The organism is Methylobacterium sp. Leaf104 (assembly GCF_001422885.1).
Lineage (GTDB): Bacteria > Pseudomonadota > Alphaproteobacteria > Rhizobiales > Beijerinckiaceae > Methylobacterium.
Genome location: NZ_LMMZ01000005.1, coordinates 90,175 through 111,575 on the forward strand (window position 1 = coordinate 90,175; position 21,401 = coordinate 111,575).

The window sequence follows — 21,401 nt, forward strand, 5'->3', positions numbered from 1 at the left end:
TCGGGATCGGCCGCTTCCTTCGGGGGCGGGCCATGGCGCGGCGGCGGCGACGGGACGATCGTCGGGCCTGACGACGATGGAGCAAGCGATGGCCAGCACGGCGGAGAAGCGGAGCGCCTTTCGCGGTCTTCACGACAGCGGCTTCTTCCTCTTGCCCAACGCCTGGGATGCCGGCAGCGCGGTTCGGCTCGCCACGCTCGGCTTCAAGGCCATCGCCTCGACGAGCGCGGGGGCGGCCTGGGCCGCCGGCAAGCAGGATGGGGAACTCGGCCTGGAGGCCACCCTCGACCACCTCAGACTGCTTGTCGCCAGCACCCACCTGCCGGTCAACGCGGATTTCGAGAACGGCTTCGCCGACCGTCCGGAGGATGTCGCGCGGACCGTCGCCCTGGCCGTCGAGACGGGCGTGGCCGGCCTGTCGATCGAGGATTGGTCCGGAACCGCGCTGTACGAGACGGATCACGCCGTCGAACGGATCGCCGCCGCACGCAGCGCCATCGACGCCGTCGATCCCACGGTGATGCTCGTCGGTCGAAACGAGAACTTCCGTGTCCCCGACCTGTCGGTCGGTGCCAGCATCGCGCGCGCCGTCGCCTATGCGCAGGCCGGCGCCGACTGCCTCTTCGTGCCCTTCATCCTCGATCACGGTGCCGTCGCGGAACTCGTCGCGGCCGTCGCCCCGAAGCCGGTCAACGTCGTGGTGCACGAGTACGACGCGGCGATCCGGGTGTTCGCCGAACTCGGGGTTCGTCGTTGCAGCGTGGGCGGAAGCCTCGCCCGCAGGACCTGGGCGGCCTTCGATGCCGCCGCGCAGAGCTTGCGGCGCTACGACCCGGGCGACGGATCCTGAGGGTCGCGACGCGACGGTCCAACGGCCTGTCCACCCCATCGCGGAACAGGTGGCGGCGTCGTGAACGCCGGCCGGTCCTCGGTGGTTATCCGTGAGCCATGCCTGGATCGGGCAGGCGCAGGGACGTCCGACCCGACGAGGATGTCCGCGCATCTCGCTCCGCCGGCAGGCTCGCCGAGCCGGCATCGCATCACTCGCGCCGGGATGCTCTGGCTCCCGACAACGATTTCCGGTTACAGGCTCGGCAGCCCCGCCTCGAGTCGCAACGGGTTGGTTCCAGATGCTCACCGACACCCTGACGGAAGCGAGCCTTCGAACCTTCCTGGCCGCCTTCTATGCCAAGGTGCGGCGCGATCCCCTGATCGGGCCGGTCTTTGCCCGCGCCATCCCGGATGGGGACTGGCCCCGCCACCTCGCGGTGATCCAGGATTTCTGGTCCTCGCTGCTGCTGCGATCCGGCCGCTACAAGGGCAATCCGTTCGGCAAGCACCAGGGGCTCGGTGCGTTGACCCCCGCCCACTTTGCCCGTTGGCTGGCTCTCTTCGAGGAGACGGCCCGGCAGATGTATCCCGCCGACGTGGCGGCGCTTCTCACCGAGCGCGCGAACCGGATCGGCGACAGCCTGCAGGCGGGCCTGTTCTTCAGACCGGAATCCCTGCAGCGAGACCGCTGAGATCCCGTGCGTCGCCCGCCCGTGGCGCGACGCCCCCCCCCCGACACGCGACTCGTCCCTTCCGTGGACAAGGATCGATCGCCCCGCAGCACCGTTGGACCTCGCCACGATGGGCTCCGGCCGGATCGCGCTCCGTGATCCGGCCTCGGCCAGCGTGTCGGCGACAGGCAGCGCGAGAATTCGATGACACCGGTGACAGATTTTCCGCCCGAGGCGTTCGCCAAGGACGATCCGAGCCCCGATCCGCAGTTCTACCGGCAACCGCGCTTCGTCACGCATATCGACGACGACGCCATCGCCGCGGTCACGCGCCTCTACCGGGAGGTCGTTCCGGCCGGAGGAACGGTTCTCGACCTGATGTCCAGCTGCGTCAGCCACCTGCCCGAGGACCTGGCCTTCGCGCGGGTCATCGGCCACGCGCTGAACGCCTCGGAACTTGCGGCGAACCCCCGCCTCACTGAGCACTTCGTCCAGGATCTGAACGCCGCGCCCCGGCTTCCCCTGGATAGCGCGAGCGTCGACGCGACGCTGCTGTGCGTCTCGGTCCAGTACCTGCAGAAGCCGATCGCGGTGTTGTCCGAGGTCGCGCGCGTGTCGCGCCCGGGAGCGCCCGTGGTCATCAGCTTCTCGAACCGATGCTTCCCGACCAAGGCCGTGGCGATCTGGAACGCTCTGGATGGGGCGGGGCGCGCGCGACTGGTCGAGCGCTATCTGCAGGATGCCGGCTTCGCGCGGACCGCGGTGCACGCACCGATCCCGGAACATGGCCTCGGCGATCCGCTGACGGCGGTGATCGGCTGAACGTCAGGCGCGTGAGACCCGTTTCCCGCCGCCGCGGTTGAGCGAGCCGGGCGACACGCGCATGGCACGGGGACGGCTCCAACGGCTCGGGCCAACCGGATCCGGTGGCCGGCGAGCGGCGGGACCCTGCCGGGGTCCCGCGCGACGCTTCAACGCAATCGGCGCTTCGAGGAAAGGAACGGGGATGCGAGGACCGGCACGGAGACTCGGGGCAGGGGCATTCGGGATCGGATCGTTTCGTGACGTCCTCCCCGTGGTGGCCATCCTGGTCGGGTGCGCGCCGACGCCCGCTCACGCAGTCACGCCGGTGACACCGGTGGGCGTCGAGAGCTGCGACGCCTTCCTCGCCGCCTATGCCCAATGCGCCGCCAGCCCCGACGTGCCGGAGGCCGCCCGCCCCGGCATCCGTCAGGGGATCGGGACGATGCGCGAGAGCTTCCGGGACTCGGTCGCGCGCAACGAAGCCGCGCGGGCGACCGTGGCCTATCAGTGCGCACAGGCCCACGAGGCCGTCCGCAAGAGCCTGGTCGAGGCCTTCAAGTGCGATTTCCCCGCCGCACCCGCGGCCTCCCAGGCCCTTTTGCAGAGCCCGCCACCGCCGCCCGCCTCGGCTCGGGCGCCCGCCCGTCCGGCGCCGACGCAATCGCCCGAGTCTCAGAATCTGGCGAAGGCGAACGCCTACACCGAGGCCCAGAACCACCTCGTCCGGTCGCATCCTCTGACGCAACACCTGGCCGATTACCGGCGTGACAACGAGCGGGTGCTCAGGCTCGGCACGAAGCTCGGCGCCAATGCCTGGTACCATTTCGGCATCGTGGATTTCGACGGCGTCATCGAGGAGCTGGAGAAGGCCGTCGCGCTGCCGGGCGCCGTGCCGGAGGTCGATGCCCAGGCCGCCCGGCTGTTGGCGGCCCTGCGCGAGGTCAATCCGACCCTGAAGGCGCTGACGCGCTACCAGACCACGCGGGCGTTCAAGGAGGACGGCTTCAAGTTCGCGCGCGAGCAGCACGCGATCCTCGTCCCGCGGGTCGAGGCGGCGGCCAAGGCGATGGACGCCTACGGCACGGCCCTGTTCGAGCGCGAGATCGCCCGGGACGAGCGCCGCCTGTCGGCCCTGTCGGAGGATGCGCCGGCGCGGAGTCTCGTCGCCACCAGCCTCACGCTGCGCCGCGCGATCCGCCAGTTCGAGGCCCTCGGTCCCAGGGCGGATGTCGCCCCCTTCCTGGCCGCCCTCGGCGAGGTATCGAACGCCAATCGCCAGCTCGGTACGACCTTCGACGGCATGAGCCCGAAGGCGAACGCATCCTGCACCGGCTACACCGACACGGTCGCGCGCCTGATCGGCCACGGCCGGGATGTCGCTCGGGACATTCGCGCGAAGGGCGATCCGAGCCAGCCGGCGCAGCGTTTCAACGAGGCCTACAATCGTTCGGTCCGCGACCTGGAATCCTGCCAGAGGAACGAGGACCGGATGCGGCCGAGCTGAGGGTCTTCGCGGGACCTCGGAAAGTCCCCGTCCGGCCGGTCACCCGCTCCTTCGGCTTCGGAGCGCCGACGGCCCTGCGCGACCGGCCGGCGTCCCGCGCCCGCGCCTCATGCGGGTGCCTTTTCCCCGTGGCGATCCGCCGAAGGCGGCGGTGCCTCGGCGCCGGCGGAGGGCGCGCGCCGCCGGAAGGCGGAGGCGATCAGCACGTAGAAGAGCGGGGTGACGAACACCGCCAGCACCGTCGCGCTGATCATGCCGCCGAGCACGCCGGTGCCGATGGCCCGCTGGCTGTTCATGCTGGCCCCCGTGGCGATGGCGAGCGGCACCACGCCGAGGATGAACGCGAAGGAAGTCATCACGATCAGCCGGAAGCGGAGCGCGCAGGCCTCCAGGGCGGCCTCGTGCAGGGGCCGCCCCTGCGCCACGCGGTCCTTGGCGACCTCGATGATCAGGATGGCGTTCTTGGCCGTCAGGCCGATCACCGTGATCAGGCCGACCTTGAAGTAGACGTCGTTGGGCATGTCGCGCATCAGCATGGCGAAGACCGCGCCGACGATCCCGGTCGGCACCACCAGCAGGACGGCGAGCGGGATCGACCAGCTCTCGTAGAGGGCGGCCAGGCACAGGAACACGCAGACCAGCGACAGGGCGAGCAGGTAGATCGCCTGGGAGCCCGAGAGCTTTTCCTGGAGGGATTGCCCGGTCCAGGCGAAGTCGAAACCGGCGGGCAATTGCCCGGCGAGGCGCTCCATCTCCGCCATCGCGTCGCCGCTGGCGAAGCCCGGCGCCGCCGTGCCGCCAAACTTGATGCTGGGATAGCCGTTGAAGCCGACCACCTGGGCCGGCCCCATCGTCCAGTCGAGGCGCGAGAAGGATTGCAGGGGCACCATCTGGCCCCTGGCGTTGCGGACGTGGAGGTCGAGCAGGTCCTCGGCCTTCATCCGCCGGCCGGCCTCGGCCTGGACGATCACCCGCTGCATGCGCGCCTGGTTCGGGAAGTCGTTGACATAGGCCGAGCCGAGGCTCGTCGAGAGGGTGTCGTTGATGTCCGCGAAGGTGACGCCCAGCGCGTTCGCCTTCTCGCGGTCGATCAGGAGCTCCACCTGCGGCGCGGTCGGCAGGCCCTCCACGTAGACGCCCTGCAGGATCGGGCTCTTCGTGGCGGCGGCCAGCAGCTGGTCGCGCGCGGCGGCCAGGGCGGCGTAGCCCTGCTGGGCCTTGTCCTGGAGGCGGAAGCTGAAGCCGCTGGAATTGCCCAGGGAATCGATGGCCGGCGGGGCGAGCGACATGGCGACGGCGTCGGGCAGCCCGGCCAGCATGGCGTTGGCGCGGGCGCTGATCGCGTCGGCGCTGTCCGCCGGCCCGCGCTCCCCCCAGGGCTTGAGGCCGATGAAGTTGAGCGCCGCGTTCTGGCCCTGGCCCGAGAAGCCGAAGCCGAGGAGGAAGGTCTGGTTGTCGACGCCGGGCTCCCGGGCGAAATGCGCCTCGATCGCCTGAGCGACGTCGAGCGTGCGCCCGGTGGCGGATTCCGGCGGGGTCTGCACGTCGACGATGATGTAGCCCTGGTCCTCGACGGGCAGGAAGCTCGACGGCATCCGCGCGTAGCCCCAGCCGAGCGCCGCGATCAGCCCGGCGTAGACGACGAGTGCCCGCAGCGGCCGGCGCAGGGTCCCGTCCACGCCGGAGCGGTAGGCGCGGGTCCCGGCCGCGAAGGACCGGTTGAACCAGCCGAAGACCCCGTGCCCACCGTGGCCGTGGCCCGGCGCGATGGGCTTCAGGAGCGTGGCGCAGAGCGCCGGCGTCAGCGACAGGGCCAGGAAGGCCGAGAAGGCGATGGAGGTCGCCATGCTGACCGCGAACTGGCGGTAGATCACCCCGACCGAGCCGGGGAAGAACGCCATCGGCACGAACACCGCGACCAGAACCACGGTGATGCCGACGATGGCGCCGGTGATCTGGCCCATCGCCCGGGCGGTCGCTTCGCGCGGCGCCAGGCCCTCCTCGGCCATGATGCGCTCGACGTTCTCGACCACCACGATGGCGTCGTCGACGAGGATGCCGATGGCCAGCACCATGCCGAACATGGTCAGCACGTTGATGGAGAAGCCCGCCAGCAGCAGGGCGCCGCAGGTGCCGAGCAGGGCCACCGGCACCACGATGGTGGGGATCAGGGTGTAGCGGATGTTCTGGAGGAACAGGAACATCACGGCGAAGACCAGGGCCATCGCCTCGGCCAGGGTCACCAGCACCTTGCGGATCGAGACCTCGACGAAGGGCGTCGTGTCGTAGGGGATCGTGATCGCCACGTTGGCGGGCAGCGTCTTCGCCAAGGTCGCGATCCGGGCCCGGACCCCGGTGGCCGCCGCCAGCGCGTTGCCGCCGGGGCTGAGCTGGATGCCGATGCCGGCGGCGGGGCGCCCGTCGAGGCGGGTCTGCATGGTGTAGGACTGGCCCGCCAGTTCCACCTCGGCGACGTCGCGCAGGCGCACCAGCGAACCGTCCGGGTTGGCGCGCAGCACGATCGCGCCGAATTCGCGGGCGGAGGTCAGCTGTCCCTTCACCAGGACGTTGGCGGCGATGCGCTGGCCGTCCCGGGCGGGCTGGGCGCCGACGATGCCCGACGCGATCTGGGCGTTCTGCGCGCCGACCGCGGCCGTGACGTCGGCCGGCGTCAGGCTGAACCCGACGAGCTTGACCGGGTCGATCCAGATGCGCAGCGCCTTCTCCGACGAGAACAGGGTGGCGCGTCCGACGCCCGGCACCCGCCGCAGCTCGCCGAGGACCCGCCGGGCGGCGATGTCGCCCAGATCCGTCTCGCTCAGGGAGCCGTCGCGGGAACTCAGGGTGATGAATTGCAGGAAGCTGGTGCTCGCTTCCTCGACGATGACGCCCTGCTGGGTCACGGCGCGGGGCAGGCGCGCCTCGATGCGCTTGATCCGGTTCTGGACCGCCACCGTCGCCCGCGATGCGTCCGAGCCCGGCGCGAAGGAGGCCATGATCTGGGTCTGGCCCGAAGTGTCGCTGGTGGACTCGAAGTACATCAGCCCCGGGATGCCGTTCAGCTCCTCCTCGATGATGCGGGTGACGCCGTCGTAGAGCCGTTCCGGCGGGGCGCCCGGATAGCTCGCCGTGACCTGGATCGTGACGGGGGCCACGTCCGGGTATTGCGAGACGGGGAGCACGACGAGCGAGATCGCCCCCACCAGCACGATGAAGAGCGAGATCGCCCAGGCGAAGATCGGGCGGTCGATGAAGAACCGGGTCATGGGACTGCGCCTGCGGGAGCGGGGGGAGGGTGGACGGCGCGTTCGGTCAGGGCGCCGGAAGGGCGGCGGCGCGGGCGCCCGCCCAGGGCACCGGCTTGACGGCCATGCCGGGCTGGATCTTCTGGAAGCCCTCGACCACTACGGTCTCGCCGGCCTTCAGCCCCTCCTCGACGATCCAGCCTGCCTCCGTGAGGGGGCCGGTGCGCAGGGGCCGCAGGGCGGTCCGGCCCTCCGTCACCACGTAGGCCTGCGCCTCGCCGGCACTGCTGCGCTGGATCGCCTGGGCCGGGACGATGACCGCATCGGCCTTCTGGCCCTGGCCGACGCGCACGCGCACGTAGGTGCCGGGCAGCAGGGCGGCCTTCGGGTTGGGGAAGGTCGCGCGCAGGGAGACCTGGCCCGTGCCGGGATCGACGCCGACATCCGTGAACAGCAGGCGGCCGGCATCGGGATAGAGGCCGCCATCGGGTTGCAGGAGCCGGACCTCGGTCGCCGGCCTGTCGCCGGCCGGTCCGGCCAGCGAGTCCGGGTGCGTGGCCGGCGCGTTGAAGTCGGCGAAGATCGGGTCGATCTGCTGAATGACGGCGAGCCTGGTGGCGTCGGCCGCGCCGACCAGCGCCCCCTCGGTGATCAGCGCACGCCCGATGCGCCCGGCGATGGGCGCGCGCACGGTGGCGAAGTCGAGATCGATCCGCGCACGGGCGAGCTGCGCCCGGGCGCTGGCGACGTCGGCTTCGGCCTGGCGCAGGCTGGCCAGGGCGACGTCCTGCTGGGCGGTGCTCGCCGCCTGTCGCTCCACCAGCGTCTCGGTGCGCTCGGACTGGCGCTGGGCCTGCACGCGCGTCGCCTCGGCCCGGGCGAGGGCCGCCGCCTTGGCGTCGACCTCGGCCCGGTAGATGGCGGGATCGATCCGGAAGAGCACGTCGCCCTTGGCGACGAGGCTGCCCTCCTCGAAGGCGCGCTCCTGGATGATGCCGGAGACCTGGGCACGGACCTCGGCCACGCGGGTCGAGGCGAGACGCCCGGCGAAGTCGAGCAGGCGCGGAACCGTGGTGCCCTCCACGGTCACGGTGGAGACGTCCGGCACCGGGGCCTCCGCCCCGGGCTCGGCCGGGCCGTTCGCCGCCGGCTTGCAGCCGAACACCGCGAGCAGCACGATGCAGGGCGTCACGAGGGGGATGACGGGCCACCGTCGGCGCGCGAGGTCACGCATGGCTGTCCGGGTCCTTGGCTCGAGGAAGGAGTGCGCGGGCCGTCAGGCCCGGCGGGTCATCGCCAGGAGGCGTTCGCGCAGAGCCGGCAGGTCCGGCATCGGTCCGCCATCCTCCCGAAGAAGGGCGGCGAGCCAGGCCCCGTCGGTGGCGAGCCGCACGATCTCCAGGGTCGGATCGTCGTCGGTGGCGCGGTGGCGCTCGACGAAGCGCGCGAACCACGCCGCCGTGACCCGGCGCAGACTCGGCTCGGTGAGGGACGAGATGTAGAGGGCGGTCCACTGACTGCTCTGGTTGAGCATCAGGTCGTCCAGGGTGACGGTGACGTAGGCGCGGGTGAAGCGTCCCCAGGCCTCCGGGTCCCGGGCCATGGCCGCCTCGATGTCGGCGTCGAGCTTCTCGAGCAGCTCGGCGACCACGGCGTCGATCAGGGCCTGCTTGCTCGCGAAGTGGTGGAACAGCCCGCCCTTGGTGACGCCGGCCGCCTCGCAGACGGCCTGCACGGTGACGGCGGCGAGTCCCTGTTCGAGGGCGAGGGCGGCGGCGCAATCGAGGAGGCTGCGCCGGACGCGTTCGGGCTGCTTCCTGCGGCGGGCGGCGTCCATGCTCAGTGTCCCGTCTCGGTCGCGGCGAGGGGCATCGCCCTGCGGGCATGCGACATCGGGTCGAATGCGACACGATCGCGAGCGACCATGGCCAGCGTCGGCACCGCCTTCCTGCATCGCCCCGAGGTCTGAAGCGTGGTCGTGTCGGTGATTTTACGGGGCCGGGCGGCACGCGGCGCCGGGTCGGCGAGGGTCTGGTTCGGCATGATCCCACCGGTGAGTCGTTGCCGCCATAAATACCGACTGTTTGGTATCTTTCAAGGGCGAATCGGGATGGCCCAGGCATCGGTGCACGGCATCCCGGCGATGCGTCGGCCGAATGCGCTGGTCGGTGTTCCGCCACGGGCCGATCACGCTCCGCACCGTCTCGAACGAGGCGAAGAGCGCCTGTTTCCGGTCTTCGTCTTCGCGCTTGCCGTCGATGCTCTCGGGGGAGCCGGTCGCCCACGGCGATCTCGCCGCCATGTACCGAATCGGCGGGACTGTCTCGGCGACCCCTCGCGCAAAGCCGTCGCGATCGTCTCCGAGCCGTTGCCTCAGCGACGGGATGCGCCAGGCTCGACCGTCACGGGTTCGGCCCTGGACGAGGTTCGAGGCGCCGACCGGGATTGCGAGGCTGCGGCCGACGCCGTCCGCCCGGCCCATCGTTCAGCCACGGCCGGCTTCGCGGCCGGCGTTTCCGCGGGATCTCCTCGCGACGCCGGATGCGTCGAACCCGAGCCTTGCCGGCCTGCCAGCCCGCGGCCTGGAGAAGCCCGGTGACGCGACGGCTGTCGCCGTCGCGTCCAGACGCCGGGGCCGGGGCGTGGATGGCACGGGTCGACGCCTGCCGGTCGGGTCCGTCCGGTCCGGCCGGTTCAGCGTGTCCGGCAGGGGCGCTCCGCGCGCGTGACGCGTCCGTCGTGATTGTCGTCGAAGCGCGCGAAGCGCTTGGCCGTGACGGCGTCGATCTCCTCGGCCGTGACGAATCCATCCCGGTCGGCGTCGAGCCGGCGGAAGCGCTTCGCCGGATCGGCCGGGCCCTTGCCCGGATGGGCGGCCCACCAGGCGGTCCATTCCGCTTCGCTGATCCGGTTGTCGTGGTCGGTGTCCGCCCGCATCAGGCGCATCCGATGCCGCGCCTGGAAGGTCGCCAGGTCGACACCATCGGGCTTGCGGTCCTCGAGCCTCGACGGTGGCGAGGGCGCCTCGGGAGTCTGGGCCCCGGGGGGCTGGCCCCCGGAAGTCTGGGCGATGGCGGCGGATGCCGACAGGAACACCGCGAGCGTCAGGCATAAGGTTCGACGGGCCATAGCGGCACCCCTGTGCTGGAGGGAGGGGACGGGATCGCATCTCTCGGGCGCGATCCCGCGCGGGGAAGGCCGGGCCAGCCGCGTCACCAGCGGTGATGCCAGCCGGCGTGGCGGTAGCCGCCCCAACGGTGCCAGCGCGGGCCGCCCCAGCCGATTCGGCGGGGACCGTAGAACCGGGGTCCGTAGAAGGCGGGCCGAACGACGTAGGGCGCGTAGACGACGCGCGGTCCGAGGTTCGGGCGGCAATAGCCGTAGAGGCCGCGGTGGAAGCCGAGGCCGCAGCCGTCGCGGGCTTCCGCCGTGCCGGCGGTGGCCAGCGGCGCCGCCAGCCCCGCGACCAGGAGGGCCGCCGGAGCCAAGCGCTTCAGTCCGCTGGAGGCGATGTTCGTCAGTCCCGTCATTGCAGGGTCTCCCTGGTGGGTGATTGCGATGCGGCGAGATTGCCCGCCTCCTGTCGCAGGACTTTGCCGGGAGCCACCGATTGTGTCGCGAAGGGTCGCGGATCCGGGCGGCCTGGCACAGGTTGCGACAACTTCGTCGAGAGCCGGATCTCCGGCCGCGCTAGAACCCGCCGATGGGACACTCAGCCATGGACCACGCCCATGTCCTGGTGGTCGACGACCACCGCGACATCCGCGACCCCCTCGCGGCCTATCTCAAGCGGCACGACCTGCGCGTCAGCGTTGCCGCCGACGCGGCCGCGGCCCGTGCCGTCCTCTCGGGCTCCGCCATCGACCTCGTCATCCTCGACGTGATGATGCCGGGCGAGGACGGGCTCTCGCTCTGCCGGCACATCCGCGAGGTCCACGACACGCCCGTCATCCTGCTGACCGCGCTGGCCGAGCGGACGGACCGCATCGTCGGCCTGGAGATCGGCGCGGACGACTACGTCGTGAAGCCGTTCGACCCGCGCGAACTCCTGGCCCGGGTCAAGAACCTCCTGCGCCGCGCCCGGGCGCTTCCCCGCCTCCGCGACGTTGGCGACGGAAGCCGGCTCGCTTTCGACCGCTGGGTGTTCGACACCGACCGCCGCGAACTCATCGACGAGGCGGGTCGGACGGTGGCCCTCAGCACCGCAGAGTTCCGCCTGCTCTGCGCGCTGACCCGGCATCCGCGCATCGTCCTCTCGCGCGACCAGATCCTCGACCTGACCAGCGGCCGGGCCGCCGAGGGGTTCGACCGCAGCATCGACAACCAGGTCAGCCGGCTGCGGCGCAAGCTGGAACGCGACCCGGCCCATCCGGAGCTTCTCAAGACCGTCTGGGGTGGCGGCTACGTCCTCGCGACCGATGTCAGGGCCGCGCCGTGAGACCGGGTCAGGGCTCCCTCGCCGGCCGATTGGCGCTCCTGCTGGTGCTCGCGGTGGTGGGCGCGCAGGCCGCCGCCTTCGTGATGTTCACGCGGGAATCGTCCCTGGTCGGTCGTGCGGCGGCCCGCACCCAGGTCGTCGACCGCGTCGCCATCCTCGTTCGCCTGCTGGAGACGGTGCCGCCGGACGCCGTCCCCGGCGTGATCGAAGCCTACGGTTCGCCCCGGCATCGCTTCACCATCGACACCGCCAGCCTGGTGCCGGACAACGCGATGGATGCCGACGAGGCCAGGCTCGCCCGTCGCCTCGACCGGCGCATGCGGGACGGTGCGAGCCAGGCCCGGCTCCTGCTCGTCGAGCGGGATCCGGACCGGCAGCCCGGGGCGTCGTCGGACCGTCTCGCCGCCCGACCGCAGGTCCTGCGGGTCTCCGTCCGCCTCGACGACGGCCGCTGGCTCAACGGCGAGGCGCCGCTCGCGCTGTCGACGCCGCCCTGGATCCGCATCGGGCTGATCCAGGTCGCAGCCAGCGTCGTCGCCGTCCTGGTCGTGACCGGCATCGCCATGCGCGGCATCGTCGGACCCGTGCAGGCCCTGGCCCGGGCCGCCGAATCCGCCGGCCGGGGCGTGGCCGTCGAGCCCCTGCCGGAGCGGGGGCCGCGCGAGTTGCGGACCATGACGGCCGCCTTCAACCTGATGCAGGCGCGCTCCCGGGCCTTCGTCTCGGACCGCACCCGGATGCTGGCCGCCATCAGCCACGACCTGCGCACCCCCATCGCCTCGCTCTGGTTGCGCGCGGAGATGGTCGAGGACGCGGACCTGCGCGGTGCGATGGTGCGCACCATCGCGGACATGCGCGACATGGTCGAGGCGACGCTCGCCTTCGCGCGCGATGACGCGCTCGGCCAGGACGACGCCCCGTTCGACCTCGCCGGGCTGCTGGCGGCCATCGTCGATGAGCACAGGCTCCTGGGGCACGACGTGACCCTGTCCGCCCCGGATGTCCTCCCGTTTCACGGACGCGCCACCGCCCTGCGCCGCGCGTTCGACAACCTCGTGGCCAATGCCGTCCGCTACGGCGGATGTGCCAGGATCGTCCTCGAACACCGGGATGACGGCGTCGTCGGCACGATCGACGACGAGGGACCCGGCATCCCGTCCGAGCGGATCGAAGAGATGTTCGCTCCCTTCACCCGCCTCGACGATTCCCGCAGCGTGGAGACGGGCGGGGTCGGGCTCGGCCTCGCCATCGCGCGCTCGGGCATCCGCGCCCATGGCGGCGAGATCGCCCTGCGCAACCGGGAGGGCAGGGGCCTGAGGGTGGAGGTGACCCTGCCCGCTTCTGCGGCGAGGCGCCGAGCCGGGGACTCGACGGTTGCGGACGGGTCGGGACTCGGGACGAGCCGCGGATCCTGACCCCGGTCCGGTCGGAACCCGCCCGTCCGCGTCATGACCGGGTCGGGCGGTCTGCAGGCTGTCCTTAAGCCGAACGCCGCGGATATCGCGCACCCATCACGGACCGCCGCCACCGGGACAGAGCGTCAGCTCTGCGCCTCGGGGTCTTTCCGTATGGCATCGGCGAAACGGCGCATCAGCCGGGCCAGATCGACAACATCCTGGTCTGTCCAATCGGCGAAGACCTTGTGCGCCATCGCCTCGCGCGCCGCGTCGATCTTGTCGGTCAGGGCCTTGCCGCTGGCCGTGATCACGGCGTCGCGCACACGCCCGTCCGCCGCGTTCGATCGGCGCGCGACCAGGCCGAGGCTTTCCAGTTTGGTCACTTGGCGGCTGACCGTCGTGTGATCGCGTCCCACCCGGTCGGCGAGGTCGACGATGCCGATCGGCCAAAGCCGCTGCACCATCACCAGCAGCGGGAACAGCGCACGATCGAGCACGATGCCCGCCTCACGGACCATCACCGCGTCACGCTGGGGGCGGTTCATCACGCTGGTGATGTCGATCATGGCTCCATGCAAATCCTGCAACAGCTCCGGTGTAAGTGTATTATGCACGTTTTTCATTGACCCGGACCCGCCCCGTCATGTATGTGCATAATGCACGCATTGAGAGTGGCATGACAAACGATTTTTCGGCGGACGTGCTGATCTGCGGCGCGGGCGCAGCCGGTCTGACGCTGGCGATCGATCTGGCCCGACGCGGCATTTCATTTCGCCTGATCGAGAAGCTGGACGAGCCGTTCCGGGGCTCGCGCGGCAAGGGCATCCAGCCCCGCACGCAGGAGGTGTTCGAAGACCTCGGCATCCTCGACCGGATCGCCGCGGCGGGAGGCCACTATCCCAAAGAGCGCACCTATCAGGATGGCGGTCGCTTCACCGAAACCGACGTGATGGAAGCCGGGCCTGCGACCCCCGCGGAGCCGTACTCCCTGCCGCTGATGGTGCCGCAGTTCCTGACCGAGCGCGTCATGCGCGAGCGCCTCGCCGTGCTGGGCCATTCGCCCGCGTTCGGCTGCGAACTGCTCAGCTTCACGCAGGACGACGACGGCGTGACAGCCCGGGTCGCCACGAAGACCGACACGGAGACGATCCGCGTCCGCTGGCTGGTCGGCGCGGATGGCGGGCGCTCCTTCGTCCGCCACGCGCTCGGGATCGGCTTTCCGGGCAAGACGCTGGGCGTGCGGGCGATCGTTGCCGACGTGATCCTGTCGGGGCTGTCGCGCGACGCGTGGCACCACTTTGGCGAAGGCGACATGCAGCGCCGGATCGCCGCCTGCCCCCTGGCCGGGACCGACCTCTTCCAGCTTCAGGGACCGATCGCGCTTGACGGCGACGTCGATCTCTCGGCCGCGGGGCTGACCGCGTTACTGCGCGAGCGGACCGGCCGGGACGATCTCCGCGTCCGGAGCGTCTCCTGGGCGTCGGCCTACCACATGAACGCGCGGCTCGCCGACCGCTACCGTGTCGGCCGCGTGTTCCTCGTCGGCGATGCCGCGCATATCCATCCCCCGACTGGCGGGCAGGGCCTCAACACCAGCGTACAGGACGCCTACAATCTCGGCTGGAAGCTCGGGGCGGTGATGCGCGGCGCGGGGGACGCCCTGCTCGACACCTACGAGGCGGAGCGCCGCCCCATCGCACAGGCCATGCTCGGCCTCACGACCGGCCTCCTCGATGCGTCGAGGCGTGGCGAGATGCGGCGCGGGCGCGGCACGCATCAACTCGATATCGGCTATCCCGAATCCCCACTGGCGGTGGAATCACCCGGGCGGCAGGGTGTTCTCCTCGCAGGCGACCGCGCGCCCGACGCGCAGGTCCGAGGCGCGGCGGGCCAGCCGCATCGCCTGTTCGACCTGTTCAAGGGGCCGCACTGGACGCTGCTCAGCTATGGCGGTGAGCCCATCGCCGCACGGCCGGGATTGCAGGTCCACACGATCGGCGTGCATGGCGATCTCACCGACGGTGCCGGACAGTTTCCGGCGACCTATGGCGCCACGCCCGGTGATCGGGTGCTGGTGCGTCCGGACGGCTATGTCGGGGCGATCATCTCCGCCGGTGACGATTCGGCGCTGAACGACTACCTGACGAAGGTCGGATTGAGAGCCGCCTAGCTCCGGTCGCCGTCTCGAGAAGGAGCGTGCGACGGGACGGGCCGGCCCGCCTGCATGAGAGGGTCCGGCGGACGGCCGCGACGGCGGCGATCGGAGAGCTTCGCCCTCCTCGTGGTGAACGGTTGCGCGCGGCGCCCGGACGGGCGTCAGGGGCGGCTCGCTCCGGACCTCGCGTACCGACGGCATCGACCTTCCATCCAGGCACCGGATCGATCCGGCCACGAGCACGGGGCACGCGCGATCGGACGCCGCCGGAAGAGGACAGAGGTCGGGGAACGAAAGTTCTTGGCGCGCCCACGGGGAATCGAACCCCGGTCTGATCCGTGAGAGGGACCTGTCCTAACCGCTAGACGATGGGCGCGGACCGGAGGGAAGCGCCTGGAGATCGCTGCGGCGATCCGTGCTTCCCGGCCGATGGGCGATCGTATAGCGAGGGTCGCACGGCCCGACAAGGGCCGAAATCGCGCCGGCGCGGCGCAAGCGACATTTTGAACCGAAGGATCGCCTTTTTGCCGGGACTCGAGGATTTGCCGGAACTCGCGGACGCGCCGGGATCTGCGGAAAGGTGCGCGACGCTCGCCGAGGACGCCGCGACCGAGCGCCTGGACCGGGCCCTGGCCCGGGCCTTTCCCGACGTCTCGCGCTCGCGCCTGCAGGACCTCATCCGCGCCGGGCAGGTGCGCCGCGACGGCGCCGTCAGCCGCGACCCGTCCGTGAAGGTCGGCCCCGGGGCCGCGCTCGCCGTCGCGATCCCGGAGGCGGTGGCGCCCGAGCCGGTGGCCCAGGCCCTCGACCTCGCCATCGTTTACGAGGACGACGACCTCATCGTCATCGACAAGCCGGCCGGGCTCGTGGTCCACCCGGCCCCCGGCCACGAATCCGGGACCCTGGTGAACGGGCTCATCGCCCATTGCGGCGACAGCCTGTCGGGGATCGGCGGCGTGCGCCGGCCGGGCATCGTCCACCGCATCGACAAGGACACCAGCGGCCTGCTGGTGGTGGCCAAGAACGACCTCGCCCATGCGGGACTGACGGCGCAGTTCGCCGATCACGGCCGCACCGGCCCCCTGGAGCGGGCCTACCTCGCCCTGGCCTGGGGCGTGCCCGAGCCGCGGGCCGGCACCATCGAGGCGAACCTCGCCCGCAGCGTCCGCAACCGCGAGAAGATCGCGGTGGTGCGCGGCGAGGGCGGGCGGCACGCGATCACGCATTACCGCGTCGAGGCGGTGCTGGGCAGCGACGCGCCGGTGGCGCTCGTGCGCTGCACGCTGGAGACGGGGCGCACGCACCAGATCCGCGTGCACCTGAGCCATCGCGGTCACCCGCTCCTCGGCGACGCGGTCTATGGCGGGGCCTTCAAGACCAAGGCGGGCCGCCTCGGCCCGGCGGCGCGGGAGGCCCTCGCCACCCTGGGACGCCAGGCGCTGCATGCCAGCGTGCTGGGCTTCGCCCATCCGCGCACCAGCGAGACCCTGCATTTCGAGAGCCCGCTGCCGGCCGATCTCCAGGCGCTCGTCGCCACGCTGAAGGCGGGGGCGTAGCGCGGCCGACACAGTCAAGGCCGCATGGGCGTGCGCCAGGACACGGCGGGCTGCGGCCATTCGTGCCATCACAGACCCAAGCGAGATCCCGCGCGTTGATGACGAACGCGTCCCACGCGTCACCTTTCCGTCTCCGCCGGTTTCCCGCTACACTCGGGAATCGGACGGCCGGCTCAAGGGAGCGGCGGTTCGCTTCGGACCGCCCCTCAGGGGGTCCTTTCAAGGAGGTAAGATCATGGCCGGCGCATTGCCAGTGCTCGCCACCGAAGGTGGCCTCTCACGCTACCTCGACGAGATCCGCAAGTTCCCGATGCTCGAGCCGAACGAGGAGTTCACGCTCGCGAAGGACTGGCGCGAGAAGGGCGACCGCAACGCGGCCCACCGCCTCGTCACGTCGCACCTGCGCCTCGTGGCCAAGATCGCCATGGGTTATCGCGGCTACGGCCTGCCGATCGGCGAGGTGGTGTCCGAGGGCAATGTCGGGCTGATGCAGGCGGTCAAGCGCTTCGAGCCGGACAAGGGCTTCCGACTGGCCACCTACGCCATGTGGTGGATCAAGGCGGCGATCCAGGAATACATCCTGCGCTCGTGGTCGCTCGTGAAGATGGGCACCACCGCCAACCAGAAGAAGCTGTTCTTCAACCTGCGTAAGGCCAAGGGCCGGATCTCGGCGCTCGACGAGGGTGACCTCAAGCCGGACCAGGTCGCGCAGATCGCCGTCAAGCTCGGCGTGCCCGAGCAGGAGGTGATCGACATGAACCGTCGCCTCTCGGGCGACACCTCCCTCAATGCGCCCCTGCGCGAGGAGGGCGAAGGCGAGTGGCAGGACTGGCTCGTGGACAACAGCCCGAGCCAGGAGACCGTGCTCGCCCGCGAGGAGGAGGGTCAGAACCGCCTCACGGCCCTGCGCGACGCGCTCTCGGTGCTCAACCCGCGCGAGCGCCGCATCTTCGAGGCGCGCCGCCTCGCCGACGACCCGATCACCCTGGAGGACCTCTCCGGCGAGTTCGGCGTCTCGCGCGAGCGCGTCCGCCAGATCGAGGTGCGCGCCTTCGAGAAGATCCAGGAGGCGGTCAAGCGCAACCTCGCCACCCGCGAGGCTCCGCGGGCCGAGGCGCACGCCTGAGACGATCCCTCACGAATCGAGGGTTCCGAAAAGAGAACGGCCCCCCGGCAGCGATGCCGGGGGGCCGTTCTCGTTCAGAGGAAGAGCCGTCCCGTGGGCGAACCCACCAGCGCCCGTGCGGTGAGGTCTGGCCTCAGCGCCACTGATCGAAGGCGCTCTGCAGCACCTGGGTGCCGGCGCTGCCCTTCTCGAAGGCGATGATCCCGCGCGGACCGGCGGCGAACTTCAGGGTGATGTCGAACCAGTTCTTGTGCAGCAGGATGTCGGTGTTGCGCTCGATGTCGTTGGGCAGCGACGAGAGTCCGATCAGGAACAGGTTCTCGCGCACCCGCACCGGCAGGCCGGCCACCGGCGAGCCGCGGGCGCCCTCCTCGTCCTTGCCCTGCAAGAGGCCGATGTCCTGGACGTTGTGGCGCGCGGCCGTGGGACCGCTCGGCGTGAAGACGAGCTCGACGGTGTGCGAGGCCGGGAGGGTGGCGTCGAGGTTGCGGCGCAGGGTCATGACGAGGGTCAGGCCCGCATCCGCGAACTCCGCCGTGGCCCGCACCACGGTCTCGAGCTGCTGGCCCTGCTCGCCCGGCACCGTGTCGAGGCGCCAGACCACCCGGCCCTGGGTGGTCGTCGGTGCGGCGTTGGCGCCACCGCCCATCACCTCCTCGTAGAGCATGGCCCGCTGGGTCACCGCGAGGTCGGGCTGGCCTGTGTTCGGAGCGGCGGGGCTCGGCGCGGGGGTCGGCGCGGGTGCGGCGCGCCGCGCCGGCGCGGCGGGAGCCGACGGGGCCGCGTCGCCGCCGACCCGGTCGGCGAACTTCGAGTCGGCGCCGTCCGGGGCGGCCTGCTGCTCCGTGGCGATCGGCTGGAAGTCGGCAGGCTTGTCGCGCAGGAGGAAGGCCGCCACCGCGATGAGCCCGATCACGGCGATCAGGATGCTGCCGACGAGGACGTTGCGCAGGAGGCGCGAGCGCCCGTGCCGGGGGCCGACCACCTCGATCCGCGGTCGCTGGCGCTGGCCGTTCCCATCCGGCGCCGGCAGTTCGGAGCCGGCCTCGTCGGCGGCCGGGACCGGCTGCCCCGCCTCGTCCGGCGCCTCGGCGGCCATGAAGGGCGGGGACTTGGCCTTGCGGGCCTGGATGCGGACGGGCGGCGGGATGGTGTCGGGGTTCGGGGCGACCTCCCTCGGCGCGGGCGAAACCGGGGCCTCGCGCGGCGGCGCGACCGGGATCGGCGGCGCGACCGGAACGGGCGGCTCGGGGGAGGCGGGCGCGGGCTCGGGCGCTGTCGCGGCCGGCGCGCCGAAAACCGGCGGCGGCGCGGGCGGCAGGGTCGCCTCGGGCAGCGTCGCTTCCGGCAGGTCGATGGGGTCGTTGGCCGGCGGCGGCGGGAGGAAGGGCTCTGGCTCGGGGGCGAGCGGCTCCGGAGCCGGCGCGGCGGGCGCCGCACCGCCGTGGTCGCGCTCGAGGCGCAGGATCGCGGCTTCGAGGGCGTTGCGCTCGAGGTCGATGTCGTCCTCGGACAGGGGCGGATCGAGGGACCGGAGCTGCCCGATCAGCGCGCCGCGCGCGCGCTCGTAGACGGCCTGGCGCAAGGCCGGGGAGCGGTCGGGCATCGCGTCGAGCGCCCGTGCCAGCAGGGGATAATAGTCGGCCATCGTGCCTCAGGTCCGCCCTCTCACCGGCGGCTGGCTGGCCGCCTCGTCCCGCAGCCCCACGGACGGACGCGCACCGGCCGACCGCCGCGGTACCAGCGTGGGCGCATCTTCCCCACGCGGCCCTGCCCCCATCAAGCGAAAACGGCCCTAGTCCTCAAAGGGGTTGTGCATGAGGATGGTGTCGTTGCGTTCCGGCGACGTCGAGAGCAGTGCCACCGGCGCGCCGATCAGTTCCTCGATCCTGCGTACGTACTTGATCGCCTGGGCCGGCAGGTCGGCCCAGGAGCGGGCGCCCGCCGTGGTGCCCGACCAGCCCTCGATGGTCTCGTAGATCGGCTCGACCTTGGCCTGGGCCGCTTGGTTGGCGGGCAGGTGATCCACCACCTGGCCGTCGAGGCGATAGCCGGTGCAGACCTTGATCGACTCGAAGCCGTCGAGGATGTCGAGCTTGGTCAGGGCGATGCCGTCGATGCCCGAGGTCCGCACGGTCTGGCGCACCAGCACCGCGTCGAACCAGCCGCAGCGGCGCTTGCGGCCGGTGTTCACGCCGAACTCGCGGCCGCGGGAGCCGATGGTCTCGCCGATCTCGTCGAAGAGCTCGGTGGGGAAGGGGCCTTCGCCGACGCGGGTGGTGTAGGCCTTGGCGATGCCGAGCACGTAGCCGATGGCCGAGGGACCCATGCCGGAGCCGGTCGCCGCCTGGGCCGCCACGATGTTCGAGGAGGTCACGAAGGGATAGGTGCCGTGGTCGACGTCGAGGAGCGCACCCTGCGCGCCCTCGAACAGGATGCGCTTGCCGGCGCGGCGCTCATCGTCGAGCAGCTTCCAGACCGTATCGGCGTAGGGCAGGATCGTCGGCGCGATCGCCTTCAGCTCGGAGAGCAGGGCGCCCCCATCGACCTCGGCGATGCCGAGGCCCCGGCGCAGGGCGTTGTGGTGCGTGAGCACCCGCTCGATCTTGGCCTCGAGCGTCGACTCGTCGGCGAGGTCGACGACCCGGATGGCGCGGCGGCCGACCTTGTCCTCGTAGGCCGGGCCGATGCCGCGCTTCGTGGTGCCGATCTTCAGGCCCGCGTTCGAGGTCTCGCGGAAATGGTCGAGCTCGCGGTGCAGCGGCAGGATCAGTGTGGCGTTGTCGGCGATGCGCAGGGTGCGGGGCGAGATCTCGACGCCCTGGGCCTGGAGCCGGGCGATCTCGTCGACGAGGTGCCAGGGATCGACCACGACGCCGTTGCCGATCACCGACAGCTTGCCGCCGCGCACCACGCCGGACGGGAGGAGGGCAAGCTTGTAGGTCACGCCGTCGACCACGAGCGTGTGGCCGGCATTGTGGCCGCCCTGGAAGCGGACCACCACGTCGGCCTGCTCGGAGAGCCAGTCGACGATCTTGCCCTTGCCTTCGTCACCCCACTGGGCGCCTACGACGACGACGTTTGCCATTCACTGAAAACCTGTGCCGTAACCCGCGCGAAAGCGGTCCGACCCGACGGGCGAACCGCTCCTGCTGTCCTCGGGTCTTTCCGCGATCCGTGCGCGGAAATCAAGCAAGGGGGCCGCCCGCTCCTGCGGGGGCGGCCATGCCACCCCGGCAGCGCTGCCTCACCGGGCCTCCGTGCCGGGCTGGCGGCCGGGCAGATCGCCGGGCTTGATCACCGGCATTCCGCCCGGATTCGGATCGGGCGGGGTCACCACCATGCCGGGGGCGGTGTTGCCCGGTGGCTTGATCACGCCGTCGCTCTTCTCGAGCCTGTCGCTGAGGGTGCCGGTGTCGCCGGAAGTGCCCTTGTCGGCGGTCCCCTCGGAGGGGCGGATCTTGTCGGGGATGGTCTGGTTCGGCGGCGGCAGGGCCGGATCGGTGTCCCGGCCCTTCAGCGGCGCGTCGGGGGACTGTGCGAAGGCCGCGCCGGCGACCAAGCCGAGGCCGACCGCGAGGGTGAGGATCGAGCGCATAGGGTCTCCCTGTCTCGGATACGAGGTTTGGAGAAGAACAGACCCGGGGCCGAAGCGTTCCTGTCCCGTCGGTCCC

At 71.3% G+C, this 21,401-nt stretch carries 19 protein-coding genes and 1 tRNA gene; 9 read left to right on the plus strand and 11 right to left on the minus strand.

What is annotated here, in order from left to right; all coding sequences use genetic code 11:
* The first annotated feature begins 88 nt into the window (after positions 1-88).
* The 4 genes from ASF49_RS06895 (at position 89) to ASF49_RS06910 (ending at position 3,810) form a co-directional block, all read left to right on the plus strand.
* Positions 89-850 (plus strand): isocitrate lyase/PEP mutase family protein, encoded by a 762-nt coding sequence (locus tag ASF49_RS06895; protein ID WP_056469767.1) that lies wholly within the window; start codon positions 89-91, stop codon positions 848-850.
* 280 nt (positions 851-1,130) lie between these two features.
* Positions 1,131-1,523 (plus strand): group III truncated hemoglobin, encoded by a 393-nt coding sequence (locus tag ASF49_RS06900; protein ID WP_056469769.1) that lies wholly within the window; start codon positions 1,131-1,133, stop codon positions 1,521-1,523.
* Between the two features lie 183 nt (positions 1,524-1,706).
* A complete protein-coding gene (locus ASF49_RS06905) occupies positions 1,707-2,324 on the plus strand; it encodes a methyltransferase domain-containing protein (RefSeq protein ID WP_056469771.1) in 618 nt (205 codons plus the stop codon).
* A gap of 316 nt (positions 2,325-2,640) precedes the next feature.
* Positions 2,641-3,810 (plus strand): DUF3829 domain-containing protein, encoded by a 1,170-nt coding sequence (locus ASF49_RS06910; protein WP_243214619.1) that lies wholly within the window; start codon positions 2,641-2,643, stop codon positions 3,808-3,810.
* A 107-nt stretch (positions 3,811-3,917) separates the two neighbouring features.
* On the opposite strand, the gene ASF49_RS06915 is transcribed toward ASF49_RS06910, so the two are convergent.
* The 6 genes from ASF49_RS06915 to ASF49_RS06940 form a co-directional block, all read right to left on the minus strand.
* Positions 3,918-7,076 carry a multidrug efflux RND transporter permease subunit gene (locus ASF49_RS06915; RefSeq protein WP_056469773.1) on the minus strand — a complete coding sequence of 1,053 codons (3,159 nt, stop codon included), beginning with the start codon at positions 7,074-7,076 and terminating at the stop codon, positions 3,918-3,920.
* Between the two features lie 46 nt (positions 7,077-7,122).
* The gene (locus ASF49_RS06920) at positions 7,123-8,289 is read right to left on the minus strand and encodes an efflux RND transporter periplasmic adaptor subunit (protein ID WP_056469775.1); all 1,167 of its coding nucleotides are present in this window, start codon (positions 8,287-8,289) and stop codon (positions 7,123-7,125) included.
* Positions 8,290-8,331: 42 nt separating this feature from the next.
* The gene (locus tag ASF49_RS06925) at positions 8,332-8,892 is read right to left on the minus strand and encodes a TetR family transcriptional regulator (protein ID WP_056469778.1); all 561 of its coding nucleotides are present in this window, start codon (positions 8,890-8,892) and stop codon (positions 8,332-8,334) included.
* Between the two features lie 2 nt (positions 8,893-8,894).
* Positions 8,895-9,098: a hypothetical protein gene (locus tag ASF49_RS06930; protein WP_056469781.1), complete on the minus strand. Its 204-nt coding sequence runs from the start codon at positions 9,096-9,098 to the stop codon at positions 8,895-8,897.
* A 651-nt stretch (positions 9,099-9,749) separates the two neighbouring features.
* Positions 9,750-10,184, minus strand: coding sequence for an EF-hand domain-containing protein (locus ASF49_RS06935; RefSeq protein ID WP_082510947.1), 435 nt, complete (start codon positions 10,182-10,184; stop codon positions 9,750-9,752).
* Between the two features lie 83 nt (positions 10,185-10,267).
* Positions 10,268-10,585, minus strand: a complete 318-nt coding sequence (locus ASF49_RS06940) for a GCG_CRPN prefix-to-repeats domain-containing protein (protein WP_243214617.1) — start codon at positions 10,583-10,585, stop codon at positions 10,268-10,270.
* A gap of 188 nt (positions 10,586-10,773) precedes the next feature.
* On the opposite strand from ASF49_RS06940, the gene ASF49_RS06945 reads away from it, so the two are divergent.
* The gene (locus ASF49_RS06945; RefSeq protein WP_056469790.1) at positions 10,774-11,493 is read left to right on the plus strand and encodes a response regulator; all 720 of its coding nucleotides are present in this window, start codon (positions 10,774-10,776) and stop codon (positions 11,491-11,493) included.
* Positions 11,490-12,908: an ATP-binding protein gene (locus ASF49_RS06950; protein WP_156652906.1), complete on the plus strand. Its 1,419-nt coding sequence runs from the start codon at positions 11,490-11,492 to the stop codon at positions 12,906-12,908. The genes ASF49_RS06945 and ASF49_RS06950 overlap by 4 nt, the downstream gene beginning before the upstream one ends.
* A gap of 125 nt (positions 12,909-13,033) precedes the next feature.
* Here the strand turns inward: ASF49_RS06950 and ASF49_RS06955 are convergent, their stop codons facing one another.
* Positions 13,034-13,456 carry a MarR family winged helix-turn-helix transcriptional regulator gene (locus ASF49_RS06955; RefSeq protein ID WP_243214615.1) on the minus strand — a complete coding sequence of 141 codons (423 nt, stop codon included), beginning with the start codon at positions 13,454-13,456 and terminating at the stop codon, positions 13,034-13,036.
* A 110-nt stretch (positions 13,457-13,566) separates the two neighbouring features.
* On the opposite strand from ASF49_RS06955, the gene ASF49_RS06960 reads away from it, so the two are divergent.
* Complete coding sequence (locus ASF49_RS06960) at positions 13,567-15,060, plus strand: FAD-dependent oxidoreductase (protein ID WP_056469800.1); 1,494 nt, start codon at positions 13,567-13,569, stop codon at positions 15,058-15,060.
* A 286-nt stretch (positions 15,061-15,346) separates the two neighbouring features.
* Here the strand turns inward: ASF49_RS06960 and ASF49_RS06965 are convergent.
* Positions 15,347-15,421, minus strand: a tRNA-Glu gene (locus tag ASF49_RS06965).
* Between the two features lie 148 nt (positions 15,422-15,569).
* Between ASF49_RS06965 and ASF49_RS06970 the strand changes: the two genes are divergently transcribed.
* Positions 15,570-16,601 (plus strand): RluA family pseudouridine synthase, encoded by a 1,032-nt coding sequence (locus ASF49_RS06970; protein ID WP_272481496.1) that lies wholly within the window; start codon positions 15,570-15,572, stop codon positions 16,599-16,601.
* A 235-nt stretch (positions 16,602-16,836) separates the two neighbouring features.
* Positions 16,837-17,727 (plus strand): RNA polymerase sigma factor RpoH, encoded by an 891-nt coding sequence (gene rpoH, locus ASF49_RS06975; RefSeq protein ID WP_056469801.1) that lies wholly within the window; start codon positions 16,837-16,839, stop codon positions 17,725-17,727.
* 133 nt (positions 17,728-17,860) lie between these two features.
* Here rpoH and ASF49_RS06980 read toward each other — a convergent pair whose 3' ends face one another.
* The 3 genes from ASF49_RS06980 to ASF49_RS06990 all read right to left on the minus strand — a co-directional run bounded on the left by ASF49_RS06980 (position 17,861) and on the right by ASF49_RS06990 (position 21,325).
* Complete coding sequence (locus ASF49_RS06980; RefSeq protein ID WP_056469804.1) at positions 17,861-19,375, minus strand: hypothetical protein; 1,515 nt, start codon at positions 19,373-19,375, stop codon at positions 17,861-17,863.
* Between the two features lie 147 nt (positions 19,376-19,522).
* Entirely contained in the window at positions 19,523-20,815 is a 1,293-nt protein-coding gene (locus ASF49_RS06985; protein WP_056469808.1) for an adenylosuccinate synthase, read from the minus strand.
* Positions 20,816-20,974: 159 nt separating this feature from the next.
* Positions 20,975-21,325, minus strand: coding sequence for a hypothetical protein (locus ASF49_RS06990; RefSeq protein WP_056469811.1), 351 nt, complete (start codon positions 21,323-21,325; stop codon positions 20,975-20,977).
* Positions 21,326-21,401: the final 76 nt, after the last annotated feature.